At 37.9% G+C, this 23713-nt stretch carries 21 protein-coding genes and 2 pseudogenes; 11 read left to right on the top strand and 12 right to left on the bottom strand.

Translation table 11 applies throughout. From position 1 onward, the window contains the following. Positions 1–6: 6 nt before the first annotated feature. Both IGK53_RS03130 and IGK53_RS03125 read right to left on the bottom strand, forming a co-directional pair. Positions 7–1092, bottom strand: a complete 1086-nt coding sequence (locus tag IGK53_RS03130; RefSeq protein ID WP_002287039.1) for an ABC transporter ATP-binding protein — start codon at positions 1090–1092, stop codon at positions 7–9. Between the two features lie 16 nt (positions 1093–1108). Continuing rightward, on the bottom strand, positions 1109–1651 hold the full coding sequence (locus IGK53_RS03125) for a helix-turn-helix domain-containing protein (RefSeq protein ID WP_002287040.1): 543 nt from the start codon (positions 1649–1651) through the stop codon (positions 1109–1111). Positions 1652–1908: 257 nt separating this feature from the next. Between IGK53_RS03125 and IGK53_RS03120 the strand changes: the two genes are divergently transcribed. The 6 genes from IGK53_RS03120 to IGK53_RS03095 all read left to right on the top strand — a co-directional run bounded on the left by IGK53_RS03120 (position 1909) and on the right by IGK53_RS03095 (position 6548). Further along, positions 1909–2898 carry an oxidoreductase gene (locus IGK53_RS03120; RefSeq protein ID WP_002293462.1) on the top strand — a complete coding sequence of 330 codons (990 nt, stop codon included), beginning with the start codon at positions 1909–1911 and terminating at the stop codon, positions 2896–2898. After that, on the top strand, positions 2895–3632 hold the full coding sequence (locus tag IGK53_RS03115) for a phosphopantothenate--cysteine ligase (RefSeq protein WP_002293460.1): 738 nt from the start codon (positions 2895–2897) through the stop codon (positions 3630–3632). The genes IGK53_RS03120 and IGK53_RS03115 overlap by 4 nt, the downstream gene beginning before the upstream one ends. Then, entirely contained in the window at positions 3629–4180 is a 552-nt protein-coding gene (coaC, locus tag IGK53_RS03110; protein ID WP_002287045.1) for a phosphopantothenoylcysteine decarboxylase, read from the top strand. The genes IGK53_RS03115 and coaC overlap by 4 nt, the downstream gene beginning before the upstream one ends. Before the next feature lie 15 nt (positions 4181–4195). Then, positions 4196–4828: an ECF transporter S component gene (locus tag IGK53_RS03105; RefSeq protein ID WP_002287046.1), complete on the top strand. Its 633-nt coding sequence runs from the start codon at positions 4196–4198 to the stop codon at positions 4826–4828. An 84-nt stretch (positions 4829–4912) separates the two neighbouring features. Continuing rightward, on the top strand, positions 4913–5560 hold the full coding sequence (locus IGK53_RS03100; protein ID WP_002319004.1) for an NAD(P)-binding oxidoreductase: 648 nt from the start codon (positions 4913–4915) through the stop codon (positions 5558–5560). Between the two features lie 4 nt (positions 5561–5564). Then, positions 5565–6548 carry an NAD(P)H-quinone oxidoreductase gene (locus IGK53_RS03095; RefSeq protein ID WP_430604981.1) on the top strand — a complete coding sequence of 328 codons (984 nt, stop codon included), beginning with the start codon at positions 5565–5567 and terminating at the stop codon, positions 6546–6548. Positions 6549–7007: 459 nt separating this feature from the next. Here the strand turns inward: IGK53_RS03095 and IGK53_RS03090 are convergent, their stop codons facing one another. After that, positions 7008–8522, bottom strand: a complete 1515-nt coding sequence (locus IGK53_RS03090) for a flavocytochrome c (protein WP_002329512.1) — start codon at positions 8520–8522, stop codon at positions 7008–7010. Positions 8523–8659: 137 nt separating this feature from the next. On the opposite strand from IGK53_RS03090, the gene IGK53_RS03085 reads away from it, so the two are divergent. Continuing rightward, on the top strand, positions 8660–9466 hold the full coding sequence (locus IGK53_RS03085) for a hypothetical protein (RefSeq protein ID WP_002287053.1): 807 nt from the start codon (positions 8660–8662) through the stop codon (positions 9464–9466). Positions 9467–9640: 174 nt separating this feature from the next. Here the strand turns inward: IGK53_RS03085 and IGK53_RS03080 are convergent, their stop codons facing one another. The 5 genes and pseudogenes from IGK53_RS03080 to IGK53_RS03060 all read right to left on the bottom strand — a co-directional run bounded on the left by IGK53_RS03080 (position 9641) and on the right by IGK53_RS03060 (position 16337). Then, on the bottom strand, positions 9641–10210 hold the full coding sequence (locus tag IGK53_RS03080; RefSeq protein ID WP_002287055.1) for a GNAT family N-acetyltransferase: 570 nt from the start codon (positions 10208–10210) through the stop codon (positions 9641–9643). Between the two features lie 82 nt (positions 10211–10292). Beyond that, positions 10293–12357: pseudogene (locus IGK53_RS03075) on the bottom strand (bacterial Ig-like domain-containing protein). 276 nt (positions 12358–12633) lie between these two features. Beyond that, a pseudogene (locus IGK53_RS03070) lies at positions 12634–14112 on the bottom strand (helix-turn-helix domain-containing protein). A gap of 296 nt (positions 14113–14408) precedes the next feature. Beyond that, a complete protein-coding gene (gene murB, locus IGK53_RS03065) occupies positions 14409–15344 on the bottom strand; it encodes a UDP-N-acetylmuramate dehydrogenase (RefSeq protein ID WP_002317944.1) in 936 nt (311 codons plus the stop codon). Positions 15345–15416: 72 nt separating this feature from the next. Continuing rightward, a complete protein-coding gene (locus IGK53_RS03060; RefSeq protein WP_137203126.1) occupies positions 15417–16337 on the bottom strand; it encodes a Gfo/Idh/MocA family protein in 921 nt (306 codons plus the stop codon). Between the two features lie 112 nt (positions 16338–16449). On the opposite strand from IGK53_RS03060, the gene IGK53_RS03055 reads away from it, so the two are divergent. Together IGK53_RS03055 and IGK53_RS03050 are read left to right on the top strand one after the other, a co-directional pair. Then, complete coding sequence (locus IGK53_RS03055; protein WP_002329515.1) at positions 16450–17202, top strand: exodeoxyribonuclease III; 753 nt, start codon at positions 16450–16452, stop codon at positions 17200–17202. A gap of 618 nt (positions 17203–17820) precedes the next feature. Next, the gene (locus IGK53_RS03050; RefSeq protein WP_002329516.1) at positions 17821–18354 is read left to right on the top strand and encodes a 3'-5' exonuclease; all 534 of its coding nucleotides are present in this window, start codon (positions 17821–17823) and stop codon (positions 18352–18354) included. A gap of 488 nt (positions 18355–18842) precedes the next feature. On the opposite strand, the gene IGK53_RS03045 is transcribed toward IGK53_RS03050, so the two are convergent. The 4 genes from IGK53_RS03045 to IGK53_RS03030 all read right to left on the bottom strand — a co-directional run bounded on the left by IGK53_RS03045 (position 18843) and on the right by IGK53_RS03030 (position 21769). Then, positions 18843–19367, bottom strand: coding sequence for a GNAT family N-acetyltransferase (locus tag IGK53_RS03045; protein WP_002287063.1), 525 nt, complete (start codon positions 19365–19367; stop codon positions 18843–18845). Further along, a complete protein-coding gene (gene tsaE / locus IGK53_RS03040; protein WP_002287066.1) occupies positions 19360–19833 on the bottom strand; it encodes a tRNA (adenosine(37)-N6)-threonylcarbamoyltransferase complex ATPase subunit type 1 TsaE in 474 nt (157 codons plus the stop codon). Before tsaE ends, IGK53_RS03045 begins: the two co-directional genes overlap by 8 nt. 122 nt (positions 19834–19955) lie before the next feature. Further along, complete coding sequence (pta, locus tag IGK53_RS03035; RefSeq protein WP_137203130.1) at positions 19956–20936, bottom strand: phosphate acetyltransferase; 981 nt, start codon at positions 20934–20936, stop codon at positions 19956–19958. 152 nt (positions 20937–21088) lie between these two features. Next, complete coding sequence (locus tag IGK53_RS03030) at positions 21089–21769, bottom strand: uracil-DNA glycosylase (RefSeq protein ID WP_002329517.1); 681 nt, start codon at positions 21767–21769, stop codon at positions 21089–21091. Between the two features lie 125 nt (positions 21770–21894). On the opposite strand from IGK53_RS03030, the gene IGK53_RS03025 reads away from it, so the two are divergent. Beyond that, positions 21895–22764: a Cof-type HAD-IIB family hydrolase gene (locus tag IGK53_RS03025; protein ID WP_002287072.1), complete on the top strand. Its 870-nt coding sequence runs from the start codon at positions 21895–21897 to the stop codon at positions 22762–22764. Between the two features lie 25 nt (positions 22765–22789). Further along, the gene (locus IGK53_RS03020; RefSeq protein WP_002291449.1) at positions 22790–23305 is read left to right on the top strand and encodes an LURP-one-related/scramblase family protein; all 516 of its coding nucleotides are present in this window, start codon (positions 22790–22792) and stop codon (positions 23303–23305) included. The last annotated feature ends 408 nt before the right edge of the window (positions 23306–23713 follow it).

Genomic DNA, 23713 nt, shown 5'->3' with positions numbered 1-23713 from the left:
TCCCCCCTATTCTTCGTAGCTGTCAAGACGTGCATCGAATTCTTCTTCAGACTCGTTGAAACGCATGACATGGATATCTTCTGGCTCAAAGGCCAACCCTACTTTGCTTCCTTCTTTAGCTTTTTTCGTTGAATGGACCATCCATTCATTTTGCTGTTCATCATAACAGATGATTTCATAATGGACACCACGAAACAGCTGAGTATCGACCGTTACGACTAGTTTTCCTTTATCTGGTGTCGTGATCGTCAAATCCTCTGGGCGTAAAACAACTTCAACTGGTTCATTTAGACGCATCCCGCCATCGACACATTCAAATTGCTTACCAACAAACTCAACTAGATTATCTTCGATCATTACACCGTCCACGATATTGCTCTCCCCAACAAAATCAGCAACGAAATGATTGATTGGCTCATCATAAATATCTACGGGTGTACCACTTTGGACGATTTTCCCTTTATTCATGACAAAAATCTCATCACTCATTGCCAACGCTTCTTCTTGGTCATGAGTAACAAAAATAAACGTGATTCCTAATCGTTGTTGCAGATCCCGCAGTTCATACTGCATATCTGTACGTAGTTTCAAATCAAGCGCCGATAACGGTTCATCTAGTAGCAATACTTTCGGTTCATTTACAATTGCTCGTGCAATCGCTACACGCTGTCTTTGACCACCAGACATTTCACTGATCTCCCGTTTTTCGTATCCAGGAAGCTGGACCATACGCAAAGCATCTTTTACCTTCTTTTCGATATCTGATTTGGACATTTTCTTGATCTTCAATCCAAAAGCAACGTTATCAAAAACATTCATATGAGGAAAAAGTGCATAATCTTGGAAGACTGTATTTACTTGTCGCTTATTAGCTGGCAAATCATTCAACCGTTTCCCTTCAAAATAGATGTCCCCTTCTGTAGCTTCGGTGAATCCAGCTATAATACGTAGGATCGTTGTTTTGCCACAGCCGGAAGGACCAAGCAGTGTATAAAATTTTCCTTGTTCGATCTCAAAACTTACTTTTTTTAATACTGTTTCATCATCATAGCGTTTCACTACTTGATCAAATGAAATGATTGGTTTCCCCACGTTTTTACCCCCTATATTACAAATATGATTGCGTTGCAACAATCAATACTTTTGTTCGTTTTTTGAGATGATTCCTTAATTGATGTTGTTTTGTCGCTTGATAATAGATCGACTGTCCTGCTTTTGCCACATAGACCGTCTCTCCTAAGCTTAACTCTAATTCCCCTTCTAATACAAAAATAAACGTTTCAGATAATGAAGGTTCAAACGTCTTATATTCTCCTGCACCTTCAAAAGTCAGCAAGACAGGCTCCATTTCTTTTTCATTCGAATCAGCCACGAGCCATTCCAATTCATACCCGTTTTCTTCATCGAAATAAACCGTATGATCTTCTTTTGAATAAACCACTTGCAGATTCGCTGCTTCTTGATGAAAAAATTCTTCTGGAGTCACACCTAAGACTTCAAGAATAGAAAAGAATGTTTCCATTGATGGTGAACTTAAATCTCGTTCCAACTGGGAAATATACCCTTTTGACAAATCTGTGCGTTCGCCTAGTTCTTCTTGTGTCAAATTCTTTTGGATGCGCAAATTTCTTAACTTCTCACCAATTTCCATAATTTCCTCCGAATCGAAGTTTTCTAATAGTAAACTTACTGTTTACTACCACTCGTATTAGTATACGAAATTTATTGAAAAAGGCAACCCTTTGTAAAATTTTTTTTGCTGAATATTTCTTTATCTTTTGGAATAAATTCTAGTTGTTTGATTCTTTATTTTTCACCTAATTTTTGTCTAAATTTACGGAAGAACAAGAATAAAAGAGTAGGCTTTATGGTATGATAAAAGAAAATTTTAAAAGGAGTGTCTCACGAATGAACGCTTTTCGATCTTTTCAGGTAATAAAGGAACCTGTTTTCCATACAGCAATCAGTGATCTGACATTTACTGAGTTGGCTGAAAATGAAGTCTTGGTAAAAATTGCCTATTCTGATGTCAATTACAAAGATGCATTGGCAATGAGCGAGTCTGGTCAGGTGATACGAACCTATCCGATGACTCCAGGGATTGATTTATCCGGAATTGTCGTCCAAAGTAACAATCCACGTTTTTCAAAAGAAGATCTTGTACTTGCTACTGGTTTTGGGCTTGGCGTCACCCATCCAGGCGGTTATAGCCAATATCAAAAAGTACCAGGAGACTGGTTAGTTCCTCTACCAAAAAATATGACGCTGCGTCAAGCGATGATCCTTGGTACAGCAGGCTTTACTGCTATGTTATGTGTGAACGCTTTAATCCGTCAAGGTATGACCTCCGATAAAAAAGTTGTCGTTACTGGTGCTTCTGGCGGTGTAGGCAGTACAGCGATAGCTCTGTTACATACACTAGGATTCCAGTCAATCATTGCCTTTTCCAGAAAAGAAGAGTCTGTCACATGGCTAAAAAGTCTAGGTGCTTCTCAAGTCGTACGACCTGATGAATTTCTGCCAGAGACAACAAAAGCTTTAGGAAAACAGCAAATCGACTATGTCATCGACACAGTAGGTGGCGAGCAGCTAAGTAGTCTTCTTCCATTGATCTCTTATAACGGTGCAGTAGCTTTATGTGGCAATGCTGGGGGAATCAAACTAAACGCGACTGTCTTGCCTTTTATTCTGCGAAACATCCAGTTGATTGGAATTGATTCTGTCAATGTACCAATAGATCAACGTCTTTCTTTATGGCAACAGATGGCGGATTTGCAGATTGCAGATGAACTGGTCGTCCAAGAGATTACTCTGGATCAATTGCCTGAAACAGCATCTAAACTACTTGCTGGAACACACCAAGGAAGAACACTAGTAAATGTAGGTGACCATAAATGAAGATTCTAATCACAGCTGGAGGAACGACTGAAAAAATCGATCAAGTACGTGCTATTACAAATCATTCGACAGGACGATTAGGGCAAGCATTAGCTGATTATTTAGCTGCCAATCCGGATACCACAATCGATTACGTGACTACGAAACAAGCACTGAAACCGAAAAGACACTCCAATATAACGATTTATACGATCGAATCTGCACTGGACTTATTTTTACAATTAGAAGCACTAACGAAAAAAGAACACTACGATGCGATTATCCACAGTATGGCAGTCAGTGATTTTACTCCTGCTTTTAGTTTTTCAGAAGAACAGCTGGCAAAAAACCTACCCACTTCTTCAACGCAAGAAGAACTGGACAATTGGTTTGCGGAAAATGAACAGACAGATACCACTGTTTCAAAGATCTCTTCTGACACCGAGCATCTTGTGCTCGTTTTGAAGAAAACACCAAAAATCATTTCTTATCTACGTGAATGGCAGCCAAAAGCAAAAATCATTGGTTTCAAACTATTAGTAGATGTACCAAAGGAATCTCTTCTGGCAGTCGCAAAAAATAGTCTGATAAATAACAAAACTGATTTTATTTTCGCAAATGATTTGACGGAAATCCATGGCGAGACACACCACGGCTATCTCTTATCTAAAGATGGAACAGTGGAAGAAGCTCAAAGTAAATCTGAGATTGCTGCATTGATTACTGAGAAAATTAGATTGGAGGAATCAAAATGAAAAAGATCTTACTAGGCGTTACTGGAAGTATTTCTGCTTACAAAAGCGCTGATCTTACAAGTCAATTCGTCAAATTAGGTGCCCAGGTAGATGTGATTATGTCTAAAAGCAGCACACATTTTATCACGCCATTAACCTTGCAATCTCTGTCGAAGCGCGCAGTCCATACAGACGTCATGCAAGAATCAAATCCGCAGGTAATCAATCATATCGAACTAGCAAAACAAGCTGACTTGTTTCTCATCGCGCCTGCTACAGCAAACATTATCGGCAAGCTAGCAAATGGCATTGCAGACGATCTTCTTTCAACAGTCGCAATGGCGCTTCCAGTGGGAACACCAAAATTGATTGCCCCTGCCATGAACACAAATATGTATCAAAACCCGATCACTCAGCGTAATCTGGAAACATTGAGATCTGTCGGCTATCAGGAAATTGAACCAAGAGAATCTCTTTTAGCTTGTGGAGATTTTGGAAAAGGTGCCTTAGCTGATATTCAGACGATCATCGAACAGGTCATGCTGACTCTTAATGAAAGAAATGCTTAGAAAAAAGGAGTACTTATGAAAAATACAAAAAACTTTACATTAACTGCGATGTTTTTAGCTATTTTGATTTTATTAGCTGTTACGCCTTTAGGTTTTATCCCTATCGGTCCAATCAATGCAACAACCATGCATATTCCTGTAATCATTGCTTCGATCGTTTTAGGACCAAGACTAGGTGCTTTTCTTGGCGGTACATTTGGACTGATCAGCATGATCCGTAGCACAGTTATCCAAACACCTTTGTCTTTTGTCTTTTCTCCGTTTATCCCAGTCATCGGAACAGAACATGGAAGCTGGAAAGCCTTGCTGATCGCGTTTATTCCTCGCATCTTGATTGGGGTGGTTCCTTATTTCGTTTATAAAGGTCTGCGCAAACTAATGAAACAAAAAGCAGATTCCGTTTCTTTATTCTTAGCTGGACTTTCCGGTTCACTGACCAATACGATTTTAGTGATGAATATGATCTACTTTTTATTCCAGCAAGATTATGCCAAAGTCATCGGAACAAATTTAAATGCTGTTTATTCAGCTATTCTAGCGGTTATTTTTACAAGTGGTATACCTGAAGGAATCGTCGCAGGTCTTGCGACTGCAGCAGTATGCAATGTCTTGTTAAGATACTTCAAGCACCCTTCTCTTACTAACTGATAGTCATCGTAGCCGATCTCTGATTTTTTTCTCTTTTGGTGTTACTATTGAATGGAAAGATTTGACGTCGAAAGGATGATCCAAATGAAAATTTTTGTTGTAGGTGCAAACGGACAAATTGGCCGATACCTGATAAAAGATTTAGCTCCAAGTTCCCATGAAATTTTTGCAGGGGTAAGAGATGTCGCTTCCCAAACATTAGTAAAAAAAGAGAATGTTTCGTATGTCTCTTTTGATTTAACTTGGTCCGTGGAAAAAATGACCGAAGCATTCAAAGGCATCGATGTATTGATTTTTGCTGCCGGCTCTCAAGGAAAGAATCTTCTGCAAGTAGACTTGGATGGCGCAATCAAAACAGTGATCGCAGCTGAAAATGCGCATGTCTCTCGCTATCTGATGGTCAGTGCTGTTTATGCAGATGAACCAGCAAAATGGCCTGAGTCCATGACAGATTATTATATTACTAAACATTATGCAGATGAATGGCTGAAACGAACTAACTTAGATTTTGTCATTCTTCAACCAGTCACATTGACTAACGATGAAGAAGTTACTTCCATTCAATTAACTAAGCCTAATGAGAAGGCATCAAAAACGATCACTCGCTCTACAGTTGCTGCTGTACTTGCCGCTCTAGTGGAAGAAACGGATATTTCCCGTACGACTCTTGTACTTTCCGAAGGCAGCAAAGAATTGGATGCAGCATTCCAAGAATGGGCAAAGGAGGAATAGATCCATGCGTGCCATTTCAATCAAGCATCCTGGTTCTGTAGATGTATTAGAACAAATTGAAGTGCCTGTTCCTAAACCAAAACAAGGCGAATTACTGATCAAAGTCCATACAGCAGCTGTCAATCGAACAGATATTATGAAAAGAGAATCAGTCTCTTTGAAACCTCCCTACCCTATTTTGGGAGTCGAAGTAGCTGGAGAGGTAGTTGAGAATAAAAGTGATATCTCCATTTTTACTCCTGGGACAAAAGTATACGGATTAGTCAATCTAGGTGGTTATGCCGAATATGCTGTGATGCCTGCCGATCGTGCAATCCTTCTCCCTGATACGCTAGACTATGTTTCTGCTGCTGGAATCTCAGAAGTTTTTTTGACTGCTTATCAAACACTTTACTGGCTTGGAAAATTACAAGAAGGCGAAACTGTCTTGATCCATGCAGGAGCAAGTGGTGTGGGAACAGCAGCGATCCAATTAGCTAGACAGCTTTCTCACGCGAAAATCATCGTTACTGCAGGATCAGAAGAAAAACTCGCCTTTTGTAAAGAACTTGGTGCAGATGAATTGATCAACTATAAAAAACAAGACTTTCAAGAAGAGGCACGAAAAATCACTGAAGGTCGGGGAGTCGATGTTATTTTGGATTTCATCGGCGCTTCTTACTGGGAAAAGAATTTAGCTTCTATAGCCGTTGATGGACGTTGGGTCTTGATTGGTATGCTAGGTGGGACCATAGTGCCTGAGATAGACCTTGGTGTATTGATTGGGAAACGTGTCCAACTGCTTGGTACATTATTGACACCTAGAAGTGATCAGTATAAAGCAGAGCTCGCACAAACTTTTATGCAAAAAGCTGGGCCTTTTCTAGAAAATGGCAAAATTCGGCCAATCATTGACCGTACATTCCAATTCAGCGCAGTCAAACAAGCGCATGAATATATGGAAGCAAACAAAAACATCGGAAAAATCATTTTGAAGATAACTGAATAAAATCATGCTGATCAAAAAAGAGGCTGGGACAGAAGCGTTTAACTCCAAGAAATAAGAAGAAATTCACGAAAATTGCTTTTCAAATTTTTGTGAATTTCAGCTAATTTCCAAAGGAGTTGCTTCTGCTTCCGCCGTTTATACGTGTTTAGAGCGTGAGACAAAAGTGTTCTTTACTTTTGTCCCACGCTCTTTTTCCGAATAAACGGTGTTCAAAAGCTTGCATCTGCGGTAATAAGTCCAACCAAGTTAAAAACATAAGAAGCTGTTTTTACTTGGCTGTTCTTATTACTTGATGCAGGGCAGCTTTTTCACAACCTCTTCACTAAACGGTATTCAATCAGCTGACCCTCGGTATTAGCTTAAAAAACGGCAAAATATGAGGAACTATTTTGCCGTTTGTTTCTCTAATACTCAGGTCAAAACGCTGATTTCACAACCTCTTTTTATTTACGTTCTATTTCATTCATTTTCCGAAGCAAATCGAGCTGCTTGTATGCCCGCTTGTCGCCCAAAAATAATGATCTCTGCAACTGAATTTCCACCGATCCGGTTGTTTCCATGTAAGCCACCTGTGACTTCACCAGCAGCATATAACCCCCTAATTGGCTGGTTTTCTTTATCTAATACTTCAGTGTTCGTATTGATTTTCACACCGCCCATCGTGTAATGGATTCCTGGTGCGATTTTGATCGCATAATAATTCGGAGACGATAAGTCATGTTCCATGGCTGTGGCACGGTTGAATTGAGCATCTTTTTTCTCCGCAACATCCGTATTCCATCCATCAACTGTTTTTGCTAGTGTTTCTTTTGGTAAATCGATTTTTTCTGCTAATTCTTCCATTGTCTTTCCAGTTGTGACATATCCTTTTTGGTCATAAAATTCAATAGCTGCGGCACGATCACGCACGCCTTGGTCAAAAATCAAATAAGCTGATTTTTCAGGCAATGCTGTAATTGCTGCAGATACTTTATCCCTTGTATCCATTTCATTGACAAATCTTTTCCCCTCTTGATCGACCAAGATTGCTCCTTCTCCGCGAACAACCTCACCAATCAAGACCCCCTCATCCTGCTGCACAGTTGGATGAATTTGTATTTTATCCATATCAACGGTTTGTCCACCTAATTTTTCAATCATGGTGATACCATCTCCAGTTGATCCTTCTTGATTTGTCGTAATATAATCAGCTAAATCGGGACGATATTTTTCAATAAATTCTTTGCTGGCACCAAAACCGCCTGTGGTAACTACGATTGCTTTTCCGGTGACCTCTTTTGGTTCTTCTCCTTGAACATGTACAGTCACTTCATTGACCGTTTCCCCATTTTTCTTAATGTCTGTCACATCTGCGTTGACAAAAATAGGGATTTCCCGCTCATGGACGTTATTCAATAACCCCTCCACTAAGTATCCACCAATAGCCGAGCCATCAGACGGACGATGTGTCCTCTTTTCACTCATCCCTCCAGTGATCGTTAAGTTGTCCAGTTTGATACCGTTTTGATCTAGCCAATCGACCGCATCAGCAGAGTGATCGACAAAGTATCGAAGTATTTCTTTATCATTCGTTCCTCCACCACCTTTTAGCGTTTCTTCATAGAAGGCATCATTCGAGTCTTTGATTCCTTCTTCTTTTTGAAATTTTGTTTCTGAAGCATTCATACCGCTTGATGATTTAGATGTGTTTCCTCCGGCAACAGGCATCTTTTCCAAAATTACTGTATTCAACCCAGTATCTTTTACTTCGATAGCTGCTGCCATCCCTGCACCACCAGCTCCAATAATCACGACATCATAAGATTCTTTCATTTCTTTTGGATCTGTATATACTTGTTCAGAAGCGCCTGATGATACTTCGGCAGATTCCTTCGTACTAGAACTTGTCTGCGCTGTATTTTTCTGATCTGCGCCGCATGCGCTCATAGCAAGAAGTGCAACGGCTGTTAATAAACCAGCAACTAATTTTTTCATTTGTATCCCCCTTTTCTCCTTATACTATATTAAGTGATTTTTTTCACAATATCAACTCTGTTTTTCTTTAAGTCATATAGCTTTGGTAAACACACGCTTCTTAGTATAATTAAGGATATACATGAAGGAGTTATTTTATGAATCATTTGAAAACCTTTTTTACGAACAGTACAAAAACTGCAGGTAGAATCACAAACGGAATCTATATTTTATTACGTATCATCGTCGTTATTATGCTAGTGGATCAGGTCTGGAACCAACACTGGGGAAATACAATGCTTTTATTACTGACACTAATTTTATTTGAAATCCCTTATTTTCTGGAAAAGATATTAAAGATACAGATTCCAAATATGCTAGAAATCATTTTGTTATCTTTTATTTTTAGTTCAACAGTTTTAGGTGAGTTAAGTGATTTTTATGGCTATTTTTCAATGTGGGATACTTTTCTACATGCATTCAGCGGATTTTTAGCTGGGGGTGTCGGCTTTTCCCTTGTTTATTTGCTCAATAAAAATACAAAAACCATGAACTTGACTCCTTTATTACTAGCAGTTGTTTCCTTCTGTTTTTCGATGACAGTTGGTGTTATGTGGGAGTTTGTGGAATTTTCAGCAGATAAATTACTGCAATTCGATATGCAAAAAGATACGATCATCCAGCAAATCAATAGTGTGGAGTTAAGTAAAGACGGAAACACTGTCTATCATGTTCCAGATATCACTCGGACAATCATTGAAAGTCAAAATGCAGATGGTAAAACAGATAAAACAATCATCCAAAATGGTTACTTAGACGTGGGAATCATGGATACTATGAAGGATTTATTTGTTAATTTTATTGGAGCAGTTGTTTTCAGTGTATTTGGTTACCTCTATAGTCGAAATGATTACCAAAAATTTACGTTCATCAAGAATTTTATTCCTAAAAAAATCAAACGATAAAACATGCTAAAAAACAAGAGAAGGGGCAGTGACAATACTTTTGTCACTGCCCCTTCTTTTTTGAATGTATGGCATGCCATTAGTTATCCGATAGTATTAACTCAAAAAAGTAAGATATGAGGAATGACTATTTCGTTTTTTATCCCAATACTGAGGACTTATTTCACCATTTCGTTATTTATCTAATTTACTTAAAACCTGCATAACTTTTTCATAATCTGGATTAGGTGTGCCGTCTAGATTTTCAGCAATAAAAGTAAAACCCATTTTTTTATAAAGAGCAATCGCCTGATGGCTCCATGTCTGTGTGTGAAGATAGATTGGTCCGTCCGTATGGAGGGTAGGAAATTCTTGCAAGACTCTGGCAGTCAATGCTTTTGCGAGCCCTTTTCCTTGGTAATCTGGTTTCACTGCTAACCAATGAAAAACCGGATACACTTGCTCTCTTGATTTTTTTCGCCAAGCGGTACAGGTTGCTACTTTTTCTCCTTTTTTTGTCTCTACAAAAAACATCCTTCTTTCAAGTTCTTCAGGATAAGGAGCAAAGTTTTGTTGAAAATACTCAAGTGCTTCATCTGTCGTTTGAAATTCCCCAACGGAAGTCTCAATCTCCGCCCAAGCAGATTCATCTTCTTTTTGATAAAATCGAAATTCAAAACCTTCCGCTAAAGGCGTGATTGGAACATTTTGTTGAAGTGGTCTTGTCATCCAGATTTCTGCGTAAGGTAACGTTTTATCTAACATTTTTCTATCCCTCCTCGTCTCCATTATGCCAAATAACATATGACTCAGCTACTTATTTGACTATAACAGATAGAGATATAAATCAGAACCAGTCATCTGCGTCAAATTCATTTCGATTAGCGTATACCCATGTTCCTGCGATACCTCGCATGAAATCTCCTAAAGCAGAAGAAGAAGGAATACCTCCACCAGGTGCGGGTGTTCCCGGACTAGGAAGTGGTACTTGCGGCTGCAGATGCTCATCGGTGGAATCAATAGTTGACAAGCGTTTTTTCTTCGTTTCCTTGTGGTCATCTGATTCATTCTGATCTTCCGACTGTTTAGCAACAAATTCTTTTTCTGATTGTTGTTTTATTTTAGGCTCTAAAATTTCATTTTCCAATCCAGAAACTTGTGAGGCCAAATGAGCTTCTTGCCTTATCGTTTTATTAGATTCTGAGATTTTTCTAGATATTCTTGCTAACTCTAGGCTTCTTGTTTGTTTTACTTTCCCTGTTGGAGAAACTGCATGAGCCATTTGTTGTTTTTTTTTCTGACAAGCTTTCTTCTTGTTTTTTTTGTTCTTTTTGTCTTATCTGTTTTTTTAATGGTAAAACGTGTAAAAGCGACTGAGTGTTGCGTTCTTGGAGTGAATACGGGTCATGATAACTATACATAATCGTAAAATCACCTGTCTGTTTGGTCAAATAACCATCCTCCAATGGTTCTCCGTTGATTGTAACCGATACATCCTTTAACGGTACGGGTTTACCTAAGGAATTTGTTGCTGATTGGATCAACTCTTCTTTGTTTATTTTTTCGTTTGGATGAACAATAAGATCATGACCTTCTAATGAACGATTGTCTGGTATATAAACATAAGTAAAGGTAATTTCCCCTCCTGATTGCTTCCTATTATTCATCAGTTCTGAGTGAAGTACTTCAAGGATCTCCGACCAGTGACTTTTTCTGTCTAATCCGTTTGCTTGCATCCAATCAGAAATAGAAGTGACTTTCCCATTTTGTTCATAAGTCGATAAATCTATATTTGGCACTCGATCAGAAAATTCAGCAGGTAGGCGCAAATCAGGAATACGATTTACACTACTCATATGTGTTTCTGCTCGAAGTTCTTTATTTGTTTGACTATCTATAAAATGAGTGATGACAGTCGATGAAGCAGCAGATGCTTCTACATAAACTACAGCTGTTGTTTCTGCCACATTTGATGTTTTCGAGTCTATATAAGTTAATACAACGGGATATTCTCCCGGAGTTGTAGTATCTACTGTCCCGTTCATTTTGATTTCTTCTTTATTTCCTGAAGTTCCATCGCTTTTTGTTACATATTCAACAAGATCTTTAGGGGCGTAACTCTCTCCTGTTCTTAAGTGAAGATCTTTTCCTTTGATAGCTGTTTGATCAGCACGAACATGGATCACAGCAGATGCAGTCATTGTTTTTAAAGCAATTGGATCAAAATAGGACAAGGAAATAGTAGATGTTCCTGTATTAGTCGTATCCACGATATTCCCATTGTTTGAAATTACTTTGGACATATCTCCTTGTGTTCCATCTGCGTTCTTCAGCCTTTTTACCAGATCAGATATCGAAACTTTTGTCCCTGCCAGAACATCGATTTTCTTTCCTTCAAACTGTGAATAATCTTTTTCATATACATAAGAAACTTGTGCGCTTCCACCGTCCTTTATATCTGTCAAAGCATGATTCAAAATATCAGTGATCTGTTTTAACTGATCACCTTTTGTAGGATCAGTCATATCGGAAAAGATAGAAAGCGGCACACTGCTTCCGGTTTCCGATGTCCATAATGTTTTGTTAGGAATTAACCAGTAGTGGTTTATCGTTGGAGGATAACTGACTTTATTATAGGAAGTCAATGCAGGAAGTAGCTGTTTTCCATTTGCATCAGTGAAAGTATGAGTAATAGTGATAGGGGAATCAGTGGTCTCAGAAACAGAGGTACGTACGACCTTGATGGTTTGTGTCGTTGCCTGAACGGGTACATGCATATAGACACCTACAGATAAACTGATCAGCATCGTGCGCATCATAAACTTAACGTAGTGTTTTTCAGAACACGACCGTTCCTTATCTAAACGACAAGCGTGTTTATTTAGTTGTTTTGAACGTCTTTTTGAACACATTTATTCTTAGTCCTCCCTACTCTTGTCTAAACATGAAGTAGTAATTTTCATAAGATGATTTCATTATATAAATAAAATCAAAAGAAGATGGACTATTAGGAGAGTATTTTTTTTGATTTTTTATTGTTTCAAGAAAATCGGAATAATAACTTATGTACTTTTTAATTTTGTTAAGTAATATATCTAGTTATATCTAGTTATATCTAGTTACCTTTTCTTTGAAAAAAACATAAATCAGCTAATAAATATGTGAGACAAAGCTGCCATCCATAAATACTAGCTGATTTTTTCAGTTAAATGTCTATTTTTTTCTCTGATGATGGTATTTCCAAAATATTCTCAGTCATCTGGAGTCGGTGGATTTTTCCAAATTATCTGTTCTTTATTAAATTTTTCAAGTAAACAATCAGATAAATAAATATTCGTACGAGAAGTGATTCGACTCTCAATCACAATATTGTAATTTTTAAATCCTTTCACTTGAGAAATAATGTAATCGGTATAAGCAGATCCTTGCGAAAAATCAATACAGACATGAATCGGTGCTTCAAAATATGATACCGGACAAATACCGACCAATAAAAAGAGATAATCATAAAATAAGCGAATCATGAAACGTTCATCTTTTCCCAAGAAATAGCGTTTATTCTCTTGTATGACCTTTTGGATTGCTGTACTGAATATTGGATACGTCTCGAAGAAAAACTGTAGCTGCTTTTTAGACGTAAAGCTAGTCATCTCAAAGTCGAATATCCAATTTTTTCGATTGACATGCATCATACCCATACGAAGTTCTTTTCGTATATATAGTCTTTCTTCTTCAGAGATTTCAATCGAAAATGGTAATTGATCAATCAATTCCACTGACATTTTTTGACTAATCATGTGGATATCATGAAAATGAGCTTCCGCAAGTCCAAATGCGCCATCTAATTCAAATTCTTCTTCCGTGATCAAAAACAACATGATATAAGAAATCTCATCAATGATCTGCTCTTTAGGGATATGAAGAAAAGAAATATGTGATAAATCCTTGATGATCTTCATTCCTTCTGAGCTCTTAAAGTATTCATCTGAAAAGAAACGTTTTCCGATTGGTTGATTCCCATAGGCCCTCAACAAACTAATAGTGGTTAGCAAATTGAATTTGATTCGTTTTGTTGCAGACAGTTTTAAATTGAACAGATATTCAAAATATTGCACGATACTCTTTGCTTCATTCATGACGCTTTCTCTAAATGGCATAGAAAAACCATTAAAGACCCCGAAATATACCCCAAATAATACGTTCCGTATGTTTATTTCTTCCCCAACTAATATGTTTTTCTTTAACTTTATTTGATGCTGTTCAAGAAAAGAGACTAATTCTCTTCTTTTTACATAGGCTCTTGATATGCTTAAAAAATGATTCTCTGCAAATTTTTCGATCGTTACTTTTGAATCCACGATCTCCGTTAACAGTCGAGCAATTTTTGATCGTTGAAAGTAGATTCTTCTTAAATTTTTGATATCCGTCAAATTCAGACGTTCGACATGGATCTCTGCTTCTTCTGAAATTTGGATCTCTGGCTTTGTTTTGAATTCAGTAAATTCTTTATTTAATTCTATGATATAATTTCTTGTTTTAAATTTAGACAAACCTAATGTTTCATATAACTTAGGCAGCACTACATAATTCTTTTTCTCAAATTCTAAATATCTAGCTAGCAGCAGTTTTTCTCTATCTTCCTCTTCTATAAGGTAATCCAACTTCATATCCTACACCTCAAAAAATGCCTCATACCAATTACTTGATATGCAGATGAAAGTTCATCTTTTCACCTATACTGATTTTATGATGGATTATGCTTGTTTTTTCATCAGTTATTCTCATTTTTTATCTTTTTTTGAGAATATTGCAAAAAATGGAAAAATTTATGAGGAAATATTCTATATTTTTTGTTTTATTGTGTTAAACTGTACAAGATTTGCGCCATTTGCGTAAACAACCACAAAAAAGAGCAGGGCGGCCACCGTCCTGCTCTTTTACTTATTTTAAGTTCCATTACTTATTAATTGGCTAAACTTCTGCTTGTTTCTGATATTGCTTGTTTTTCTCCAATGATCCGCACTTCTGTTTCTAAAGACACATCAAATTTTTCTTTGATTACTTCTTGGATGTGCGCAATCAATTCAATATAATCTGTCGCTGTCGCATGATCGATATTGACGATGAATCCAGCATGTTTTTCAGAGACTTGTGCACCGCCCCATTTCAGGCCTTGCAATCCTGCTTGTTGGATCAGCTGACCTGTATAGTGTCCTACTGGGCGCTTAAAGACACTTCCGCATGAAGGGTATTCTAATGGCTGTTTTGATTGACGCAATTCGGTCAACTCATCCATTCTTGCTTTGATTGCTTCATAATCCCCTGTTTGCAAACTGAATCGAGCTTCCAATACGATAGCACGTAATTCTTGGACTTTACTGTGACGATAAGAAAATACCATTTCGTCTTTTGTCAAAGTTTTCAATGTTCCATCTTCAAGCAAAAGATCCACTTCAGCAAAAACATCTTTGATCTCTCCGCCATACGCACCTGCATTCATATAAACCGCTCCACCGACACTTCCCGGGATGCCGCAAGCAAATTCAAATCCAGTCAATGATTCTGCCAAAGCTGCATAAGTCGTATCAATCAGTGAGGCACCTGCTTCCGCAATGACCATCGTTCCTTTGACATGAATCTGTTTCATTTCAGTCAGCATGATGACTACACCGCGAATCCCGCCATCTTGAACGATCAGATTGCTTGCATTTCCTAATACCATCCAAGGTATATCATGGATTCGGCAATAATCGATGATTTGCTTTACTTCTTCTTGCTTTTTCGGGAATGCAAGGACATCAGCTGGTCCGCCTGTTTTCGTAAACGTATAGTTCATCAATGGTTCATCAAACAATAAAGTAATCGTGGCTAAGCTTTCAACTATTTCTTCTTTATTCACTGAGGATTTTCCTTTCTTTTCTCAAACGTCCTCATTATTCTATCACGCTTAATACAATCTTGCCAGTCTTGTTCAAAGTTGATGACGGTAGTGATCTTTAAGCACTTCCTCACATAATTCATGACTTCTTACAACTTCTTTTTGTTTAAGCATTTCTGTTTCCGATTTACCTAAACGGATCTGAGAAAAGAAGGCCTCTACCATTGGCTCAAACCCGCGTTTGACTAGCGTGTTTGTCCAGTCGCCAAATTCTTTCACTTTTTTTCCATCAGCATCTTGAATGACAAGCTGGGTCAGATCGTTTACTTCATAAGTACCATTTTTACTTGTTACTTGATATTTTTCTATATTAGCGCCACTTGCTAAATCCATCGTTAAAATAGCCGTTTGATTTTGTGTTTCTAATTGTAAAATGGCATATTCCAAAAATTCCTTTGTTTCTCTTATCTGGTATTTTGTTCTCAAAATGGGTTCATCTAATAAATACACAGCTGTATCAATAAGATGTAAAAACAAATCATAAAAGACGAACTCTGTCGTTCCTTTTGCCGCTATTCGATTTTTTTGCAGGTGGATCAACCGCTTATCTGGGATACGTTTCAATTCTTCTACCATAGGAGCAAAGCGCCGGTTGAAACCGATCATCAAAATTTTTTGGTTCTTATCAGCTAATTCTTGCAATTCACGAACTTCATTTAGATGGACACTCAGTGGTTTGTCAATATAAACATGGATACCATTTTCTAGACATTTTTTGGCTAATTCATAATGTACTTTTGTTGCTGCGTGGATCATACATGCTTCGATTTTTTCTTCTAAAAGCTCATCGATCGTTTCATATAGATGTTGGAACCCGTACTCTTTTTGAATTCTTTCTTTTGTTTCTTTATTTCTTGTTGCAAAATAAAAATCAAGTGTTCCTTGTTTTTTCGCATAAGTTGGTAAATATGCTTTTTCTGCGATATTCCCTACACCGATTACACCAATCTTCATCGACTTTCCTCCTGGATCATTTAGTTACTTTCATCTTACACCATTTTTTACTAAAATGAGGTACAATAGTATCGCAAAGGTAAGGAAATTAATTCGAAGGAGTGTGCTTTTATTGAAATTTATCTCTTGGAACGTAAACGGGCTTCGTGCCATCGTAAATAAAAATTTTTTAGAAGTTTTTCATGAGTTAGATGCCGATTTTTTCTGTCTGCAGGAAACGAAACTCCAAGCAGGACAAATTGATTTAGATCTTCCAGGTTATTATCAATATTGGAATTACGCGGAACGAAAAGGCTATTCCGGCACAGCGATTTTTGCTAAAAAACCAGCATTGAATGCCACTTACGGAATGGGTATCGATATCCATGATACAGAAGGCCGTCTGATTACTTTGGAATATTCCGATTTCTTTCTTGTAACCTGTTACACGCCAAATTCTCAAAGCGAATTAAAACGTTTAGATTACCGATTAGAATGGGAAGAAGCCTTTTATAATTATTTGGAAAATCTAAAAAAACAAAAACCAGTCATCGTGTGTGGGGATCTAAATGTCGCTCATCAAAAGATTGATTTGAAAAACTGGAAAACGAATCAAAAAAATGCTGGATTCACTCCAGAAGAAAGAGCGGCTCTTTCTCGACTGTTGGATAACGGGTTTATCGATACATTCCGTTATTTTTATCCAACCCAGGAAGGTGTCTACTCTTGGTGGAACTACCGATTCAATTCAAGAAAAAACAATGCTGGTTGGCGGATCGATTACTTTTTGACGAGCAAAGATTTAGAGACAAGACTAGCTGATGCAAAGATCCATACGGACATTATGGGCAGTGATCATTGTCCAGTAGAATTAGATTTGAAATAAAGAGGTTGTGAAAAAGTCGTTTAGTTTCGAGTATTAAGAAAAATTTTGTGAAAATGGCTTTCCACATTTTTGCATAAATTTGGCTTAATATCGAGAAACTGGCTTTTGAACACCTTTTATTAAGAGGTTGTGAAATCAGCGTTCTGACCTGAGTATTAGAGAAACAAATGGAAAAATAGTTCCTCATATTTTGCCATTTTTTGAGCTAATACCGAGGGCCAGCTGATTGAACACCGTTTAGTGGAGAGGTTGTAAAATCAGCGTTCTGACCTGAGTATTAGAGAAACAAATGGAGAAATAGTTCCTCATATTTTGCCATTTTTTGAGCTAATACCTAGAGTCAGCTGATTGAACACCGTTTAGTGGAGAGGTTGTGAAAAAGTCGTTTAGTCTCGAGTATTAAAAAAAACTTTGTGAAAATGGCTTTCCACATTTTTGCATAAATTTGACTTAATACCGAGAAGTCATGATCCCTATCTAACTCCAAATCACAAGGAATAAGTTCAAAAACTAGCTTTTTTCAACAAATATTACATAAAAAATTCTATGTTTTTTGTTAAATTTATTTGCTTTTTTCAAAAGTATGTTACAGTAATTTCCCAAGGAGGTTTTACAGAAATGAATTTTGTTGCCATGGATTTTGAAACTGCCAATCATCAGCCTTATAGTGCTTGTTCTCTTGCGCTAGTCATGGTAAAAAACAGCCAGATCGTTGATGAATTCTATACATTGATACAGCCTGAGACTCCTTTTTTCTGGCGAAATGTCCAAATTCACGGAATCCATCAAGAAGACGTACGCAATGCGCCGAAATTCCCAGAAGTCTGGCAAACTATCCAACCATATTTTCAAAAAAATCGTTTAGTCGTTGCACATAATGCTGCTTTTGATACAAAGGTCTTAGCGGGATGCTTAGATTATTATCATCTTGAACAGCCTAATTATCTTTCTTTATGTACAGTGAAAAGTTGCCGTCGCTTGTTTCCTGAATTTCCAAATCATCGATTGAACACTGTGTGCGAAAATTTGAACATCCAATTAGATCATCACCATGATGCATTGGAAGATAGTCGTGCATGTGCGGAAATCCTGCTTTATCAAGAAAAAAAATTCGGGACAGATCCATTGAAAAAACTTGTGACTATAAAGTAAAAGAATACTTATGAAACACATAAAGAGGTCGTGAGTCTGCAGTTTCACTCCGAGTCACAAGGAGCAATTTCAAAAAATAGCTCCTCATGTTTATTAAATATTGTGACTGGTGACCGAGGAGCTGGCAGGAGAACACCGTATAAGGAAGAGGTTGTGAAAAAGCTGTTCTGCATCAAGTAATAAGAACAGCCAAACAAAAATAGCTTCTGATATTTTTCATTTGGTTGGACTTATTACCGCAGATGCAAGCTTTTGAACACCGTTTACCAAGAGGTTGTGAAATCAGCGTTTTGATCTGAGTATTAGAGAAACAAACGGCAAAATAGTTCCTCATATTTTGCTGTTTTTTGAGCTAATACCGAAGGTTAGCTGATTGAACACCGTTTATTCAGAAAAAGGGACTGTGACACGACTTTTGTCACAGTCCCTTCGTGTGTTTTTCTGCCTTCTCAAAAGGATGACAGTTTCTCACTCTTTTCCTATTTCTTCTATTCAATCAAATAACTCATTTTATATACATCTAAAAATTCACCTAGATCTGTTCTTGCCCCTCTAGGCATGACCGCTTCGATTTGGAAGCCCATTTTTCGGTAAAGGTGTACGGCTCTTTCATTACGAACTTGAACGTCAAGCTCCAATCGAAAAAGTACACCCATTTCCTTCGCCCAACTGATGATTTCTTCTAGCATAAGAGTGCCTAGTCCCATTCCCCAATATTCCTGCAGAATACTGATACCGACTTCTCCCACGTGAGACAAACGAAATTGACTGTCTGCCTTGACAGATGCTGTTCCAATAATCGTCCCTTCATAGATTGCAAGCAGCAATAAATTATTATTGCTTTCGTATATATAATCCAACTCTTCTTCTAAGGTTTCTGGTGGTAACAGGAGTTCTGCTTCATCCAAAACTAAAAATTCTGTCTCCTTATTGACTTGTCCCATCATCAAAAGAATGTCTTTTGCATCTCCTGGCACTGCTTCCCGCAAGATGATCCCAACTTCTTCACTCATGATTTTCAGCCCATTTTTCTAGAATTCGCTGTTTGAAGGTTTCACTTTGCTCCCCGTATGAGATTAGTTTCACATACCGCTTTTCTAAATCTGTATCACTTTTTTCTAAAATCAGTTCCAAATAATCCTCCGGCAGTGCTTCTTCTAATAGATTTCCCCATTCGACAACGGAAAGCCCATCACCTTCAAAATATTCATCTAACCCTAAATCTGCTCCGCTAGCTGCTACCCGATAAATATCCATATGATACAACGGAATCCGACCTTGACTATATTCTCTAATAATCGTGTATGTCGGACTTTTGATCATTTGCGTTATCCCTAATCCTTGGGCAATTCCTTTCGTCAACGTTGTTTTACCCGCACCTAGATCACCAGTCAATATCAGATTGTCACCTGGCATTGCGGAATGACCAATTGCCTCTGCGAATTGTTCTGTCATTGTTAATCCTGATAGTTCGATCATTTTTCATCTTCTCCCGCTCTTCTTTCTTTTTGCCAGTATATCGCGTAATGAAGTTTTTTTAAAGAAAAAATGAACTAGTCAAGAACAGCAGCTGCTGTTTTTGGCTAGTTCATGTGTATTTGTTAATCAATCAATGTTTGTGCTGCTGTGATAATCGATAATTTATATACATCTTCTTCATTTGCTCCACGAGACAAATCAGAAACCGGTTTGTTCAAGCCTTGTAGAATTGGTCCGATTGCTTCAAAGTTACCGAAACGCTGAGCAATTTTATAGCCGATATTTCCTGACTGCAATTCTGGAAATACAAAGACTGTTGCTTGACCAGCTACTTCTGAATCTGGCGCTTTCAGTTGTGCAACTGAAGGAACATAAGAAGCATCAAATTGCAATTCGCCGTCGATCATGTATTGTGGCGCTAGTTTTTTAGCGATTTTAGTTGCTTCAACTACTTTGTCTACTTCTGGCGATTTCGCTGAGCCTTTTGTCGAGAAGCTCATCATTGCTACTTTTGGTTCGATATCGAACAATTCTGCTGTTTTTGCAGAATCTACGGCGATTTCAGCCAATTCTTGCGCAGTTGGATTCACGTTGATCGCACAATCCGAAAAGACATATTTTTCTTGATCTCTTCCACGTACCATGATCATCGCTCCGCTTGTCCGACTGATGCCAGGCTTTGTTTTGATGATCTGAAGTGCTGGGCGAACAGTGTCGCCAGTCGAATGGATCGCTCCAGAGACCATTCCGTCTGCAATCCCCATATACGTAAGCATCGTACCAAAGTAATTCACATCTTTTAAAATCTTTTCTGCTTGTTCTTTGGATACCTTTCCATTTCTGCGTTCAACAAAAGCATCCACCATTTCATCCCACTTATCGTAATTATCAGGGCTGATGATCGTAAAGCTAGATGTTTTGATTCCTCTGGCATGCGCTGCATTTCTTATTTCTTCTTCGTTCCCTACTAAAATGGGTTCCACAAGTTCTTCTGCTTTCAACCGGGCAGCTGCGCCTAAAATACGAGCATCAGTAGCTTCCGGGAAAACGATTTTGATCCCACGGCGAACAATCTTAAATCTTAAACTATCAAACAATTCCACAAGATGACCTCCAGACGTTTTTATATGTATTATCATACACTATTCCAGAAAAAAAGAACAGTTTATTTTATCTGTATCAGTCAAAAATGCTGGAAAAATTAAGTTTTTCACATACATAGAGAACTGCGCTATAACAGGAAAGCGCTGTTTTATTACACTGTTTCAGGTGGTTGCCAATCAATCGGTTCTTCTCCTAACGCAAGGAGCGCATCATTCGTTTTCGAGAAGGGTTTGGAACCAAAAAAGCCACGACTTGCAGATAACGGACTGGGATGTGGAGATGTTATGATGATATGGCGACTCTTATCGATCATTTTGATTTTTTCTTGTGCCGGTTTTCCCCACAAGATAAACACGATTGGTTTTTCCCGTTCATTTAATTTTTCAATGATCGTGTCTGTTAATCTTTCCCAACCTTTCCCGCGATGAGAATACGCTTGCCCTTCCCGAACGGTAAGAACGGTGTTGAGTAAAAGGACTCCCTGTTTAGCCCATGACACTAGATTTCCATGTTGAACAGGTGCGATTCCAAGATCATCATTAAGCTCTTTATAGATATTTCTTAACGATGGCGGGATCTTTACGCCGGGTTGCACAGAAAAAGATAAGCCATGAGCTTGATTTTCTCCATGATAAGGATCTTGTCCTAAAATCACCACTTTAACTTCTTCATAAGGAGTCAATTCCAATGCTTCATAGATATGATACATATCTGGATGGATCTTTTGGGACGCATATTCTTTTTTTAAAAATTCTCTTAGATGCAGATAATAATCTTTTGAAAATTCTGGGGACAAAACTTCTTGCCAACTGTTATGAATGATTTCTTTCAAAACCTCCACCTCCTAATAAAAAGAATAACTCACATTTTCTTCAATCACAAGGGACAATCTTCACCCTCAGCACTTGATTAATATGGTAAACTAGGAACAAGAAGCAGAAAGGAACGATAATCATTATGATCAAATTAATTGCATCAGATATGGACGGCACATTATTAGATGCCCATATGAGTGTTTCTCCTGAAAATGCCGAGGCGATACGTTTTGCAAATGATGCCGGTGTTGAGTTCATGGTCGCTACTGGTCGAAACTATCAAGAAGCTCGCGCAGCTTTAGATGAGGTAGGAATCGATTGTGCGATGATCACTTTGAACGGGGCACAGGTATTTGATAAAGAAGGAAATTCACTGTTTACCGTATCGATTCCAAATAATCAAGCAATCTCTGTTTTAGATATTCTAGATGCTAACGGTATTTACTATGAAGTAGCAACCAACGATGGTCTTTATTCTGAAAATCAAGCGAAACGAATCGAAAGTTTTGCTTCCATGGTGGCTACCCATTTACCTCACCTTACGTATAAAATGGCGATTGCTATGGCCTCAGCTAAGCTGGAATTATTGCACATCACATACGTGGACAGTATTCGTGCTATCTTGGAAGAAAAGAATCTGGAAGTTTTAAAAATTATTTGTTTTCATACAGAAGGGCCAGCTGTATTAGGTCCAGTTGGAAAGCAGATTTCTCTTTTAGGCGATCTGGCCGTTACTTCCTCTGGTCAAAACAATATCGAAGTGAACCATAAAAACGCTCAAAAAGGAATTGCTGTTGCCCATGTCGCTCACGAGCGTGGGATTTCTTTAGAAGAAGTCATGACGATTGGCGATAACTTCAATGATGTCAGCATGCTGCAAGTAGCAGGAGTCAGTTTCGCAATGGGAAATGCAGAAATCGAAGTAAAAGATTATGCCAAATATACAACGGACACAAACCTTGAATCTGGCGTAGGAAAAGCCATATTGCGCGCGATTGCAGAAGACTTGTAGTTTTATCTAGAAAAGAGGGATATAGATGTCAGAATTTTTCATTCAGGAAAAACAGCTTGGACGTGCAACTCGGACAATTGTCAAAAACGAAAAAGGACATTCCCTGTTTTTGATGGTTGGTCGCTGGGGAACAAAGGGCGATGCATTGTCTCTTTATGCCATGAATGGCGATCTCGTTGCTCACATCAAGCAGATAAGCCTGACATTCGGTACGCGTTTTGAGCTGTATAAAGAGTTCGAAAAGGTGGGAACCATGCAGAAAATATTCAATTGGCCCGGTGATTTTTATTATATTCGTAGACTTCACTGGACAGTCCAAGGTGATATCTATAATCATCAATATCAAATCCATCATTTCAATCAGCAAATCATGAAAATGGATAAAGCAACACTTTTTTCAGGAGATTACTATGTATTGGATGTCTCAAATGATGAAGATGCTCCAGTTTGTATTTGTATTGCTGCGGTTTTAGATTACTGGCTCTACCGTAAAGACAAAAGCAAAGAAAAGCCTTTATCCTATCGATTTGATGTGAACTAGAAAAAATGAAAGCAAGCTAACAATAAACAATCTCAAACTCTAAGTCAAAATTAAGAATCTACGATATTGGGAGTCGTTACTTGATCGAGTAACGACTCCCAATATTTCTTATCAAAAATAGGAAATACCAAAATTCCCTTCGAGACGGAGGTATTCAAACACTCTTGATGATGAACTAAAAAAGTGCTGTTTTATCCTTCTATATTCTCATAACACATATTAAGACTTTAATCGTCCGATAGGACATCCTCCATTCGATCTGACTGTTCCTCTATATATCCCTACATACCAAAATCTTCCTGTAGTAAAATCTTTGTCGTAAGACCAAGTTTGTAAATATAATTGCCCACAATAAATACCATCATTATACCCGTGGTGCTAGTTAATTTTTTCCTAGAGGAAAATGTC

The sequence above is a fragment of the Enterococcus sp. DIV1224 genome (genome assembly GCF_050555455.1).
GTDB lineage: Bacteria > Bacillota > Bacilli > Lactobacillales > Enterococcaceae > Enterococcus_B > Enterococcus_B lactis.
The sequence above is the reverse complement of the archived record's forward strand: the minus strand, read 5'-3'. Positions and strand labels throughout refer to the sequence as shown.

What these genes read in the sequence shown, in the direction of transcription:
- IGK53_RS03125 (WP_002287040.1), bottom strand. Translation starts at nt 1,651, where the DNA reads ATGGAAATTGGTGAGAAGTTAAGAAATTTGCGCATCCAAAAGAATTTG.
- IGK53_RS03120 (WP_002293462.1), top strand. Translation starts at nt 1,909, where the DNA reads ATGAACGCTTTTCGATCTTTTCAGGTAATAAAGGAACCTGTTTTCCAT.
- IGK53_RS03115 (WP_002293460.1), top strand. Translation starts at nt 2,895, where the DNA reads ATGAAGATTCTAATCACAGCTGGAGGAACGACTGAAAAAATCGATCAA.
- coaC (WP_002287045.1), top strand. Translation starts at nt 3,629, where the DNA reads ATGAAAAAGATCTTACTAGGCGTTACTGGAAGTATTTCTGCTTACAAA.
- IGK53_RS03105 (WP_002287046.1), top strand. Translation starts at nt 4,196, where the DNA reads ATGAAAAATACAAAAAACTTTACATTAACTGCGATGTTTTTAGCTATT.
- IGK53_RS03100 (WP_002319004.1), top strand. Translation starts at nt 4,913, where the DNA reads ATGAAAATTTTTGTTGTAGGTGCAAACGGACAAATTGGCCGATACCTG.
- IGK53_RS03095 (WP_430604981.1), top strand. Translation starts at nt 5,565, where the DNA reads ATGCGTGCCATTTCAATCAAGCATCCTGGTTCTGTAGATGTATTAGAA.
- IGK53_RS03090 (WP_002329512.1), bottom strand. Translation starts at nt 8,522, where the DNA reads ATGAAAAAATTAGTTGCTGGTTTATTAACAGCCGTTGCACTTCTTGCT.
- IGK53_RS03085 (WP_002287053.1), top strand. Translation starts at nt 8,660, where the DNA reads ATGAATCATTTGAAAACCTTTTTTACGAACAGTACAAAAACTGCAGGT.
- IGK53_RS03080 (WP_002287055.1), bottom strand. Translation starts at nt 10,210, where the DNA reads ATGTTAGATAAAACGTTACCTTACGCAGAAATCTGGATGACAAGACCA.
- IGK53_RS03060 (WP_137203126.1), bottom strand. Translation starts at nt 16,337, where the DNA reads ATGAAGATTGGTGTAATCGGTGTAGGGAATATCGCAGAAAAAGCATAT.
- IGK53_RS03050 (WP_002329516.1), top strand. Translation starts at nt 17,821, where the DNA reads ATGAATTTTGTTGCCATGGATTTTGAAACTGCCAATCATCAGCCTTAT.
- IGK53_RS03045 (WP_002287063.1), bottom strand. Translation starts at nt 19,367, where the DNA reads ATGAGTGAAGAAGTTGGGATCATCTTGCGGGAAGCAGTGCCAGGAGAT.
- tsaE (WP_002287066.1), bottom strand. Translation starts at nt 19,833, where the DNA reads ATGATCGAACTATCAGGATTAACAATGACAGAACAATTCGCAGAGGCA.
- IGK53_RS03025 (WP_002287072.1), top strand. Translation starts at nt 21,895, where the DNA reads ATGATCAAATTAATTGCATCAGATATGGACGGCACATTATTAGATGCC.
- IGK53_RS03020 (WP_002291449.1), top strand. Translation starts at nt 22,790, where the DNA reads ATGTCAGAATTTTTCATTCAGGAAAAACAGCTTGGACGTGCAACTCGG.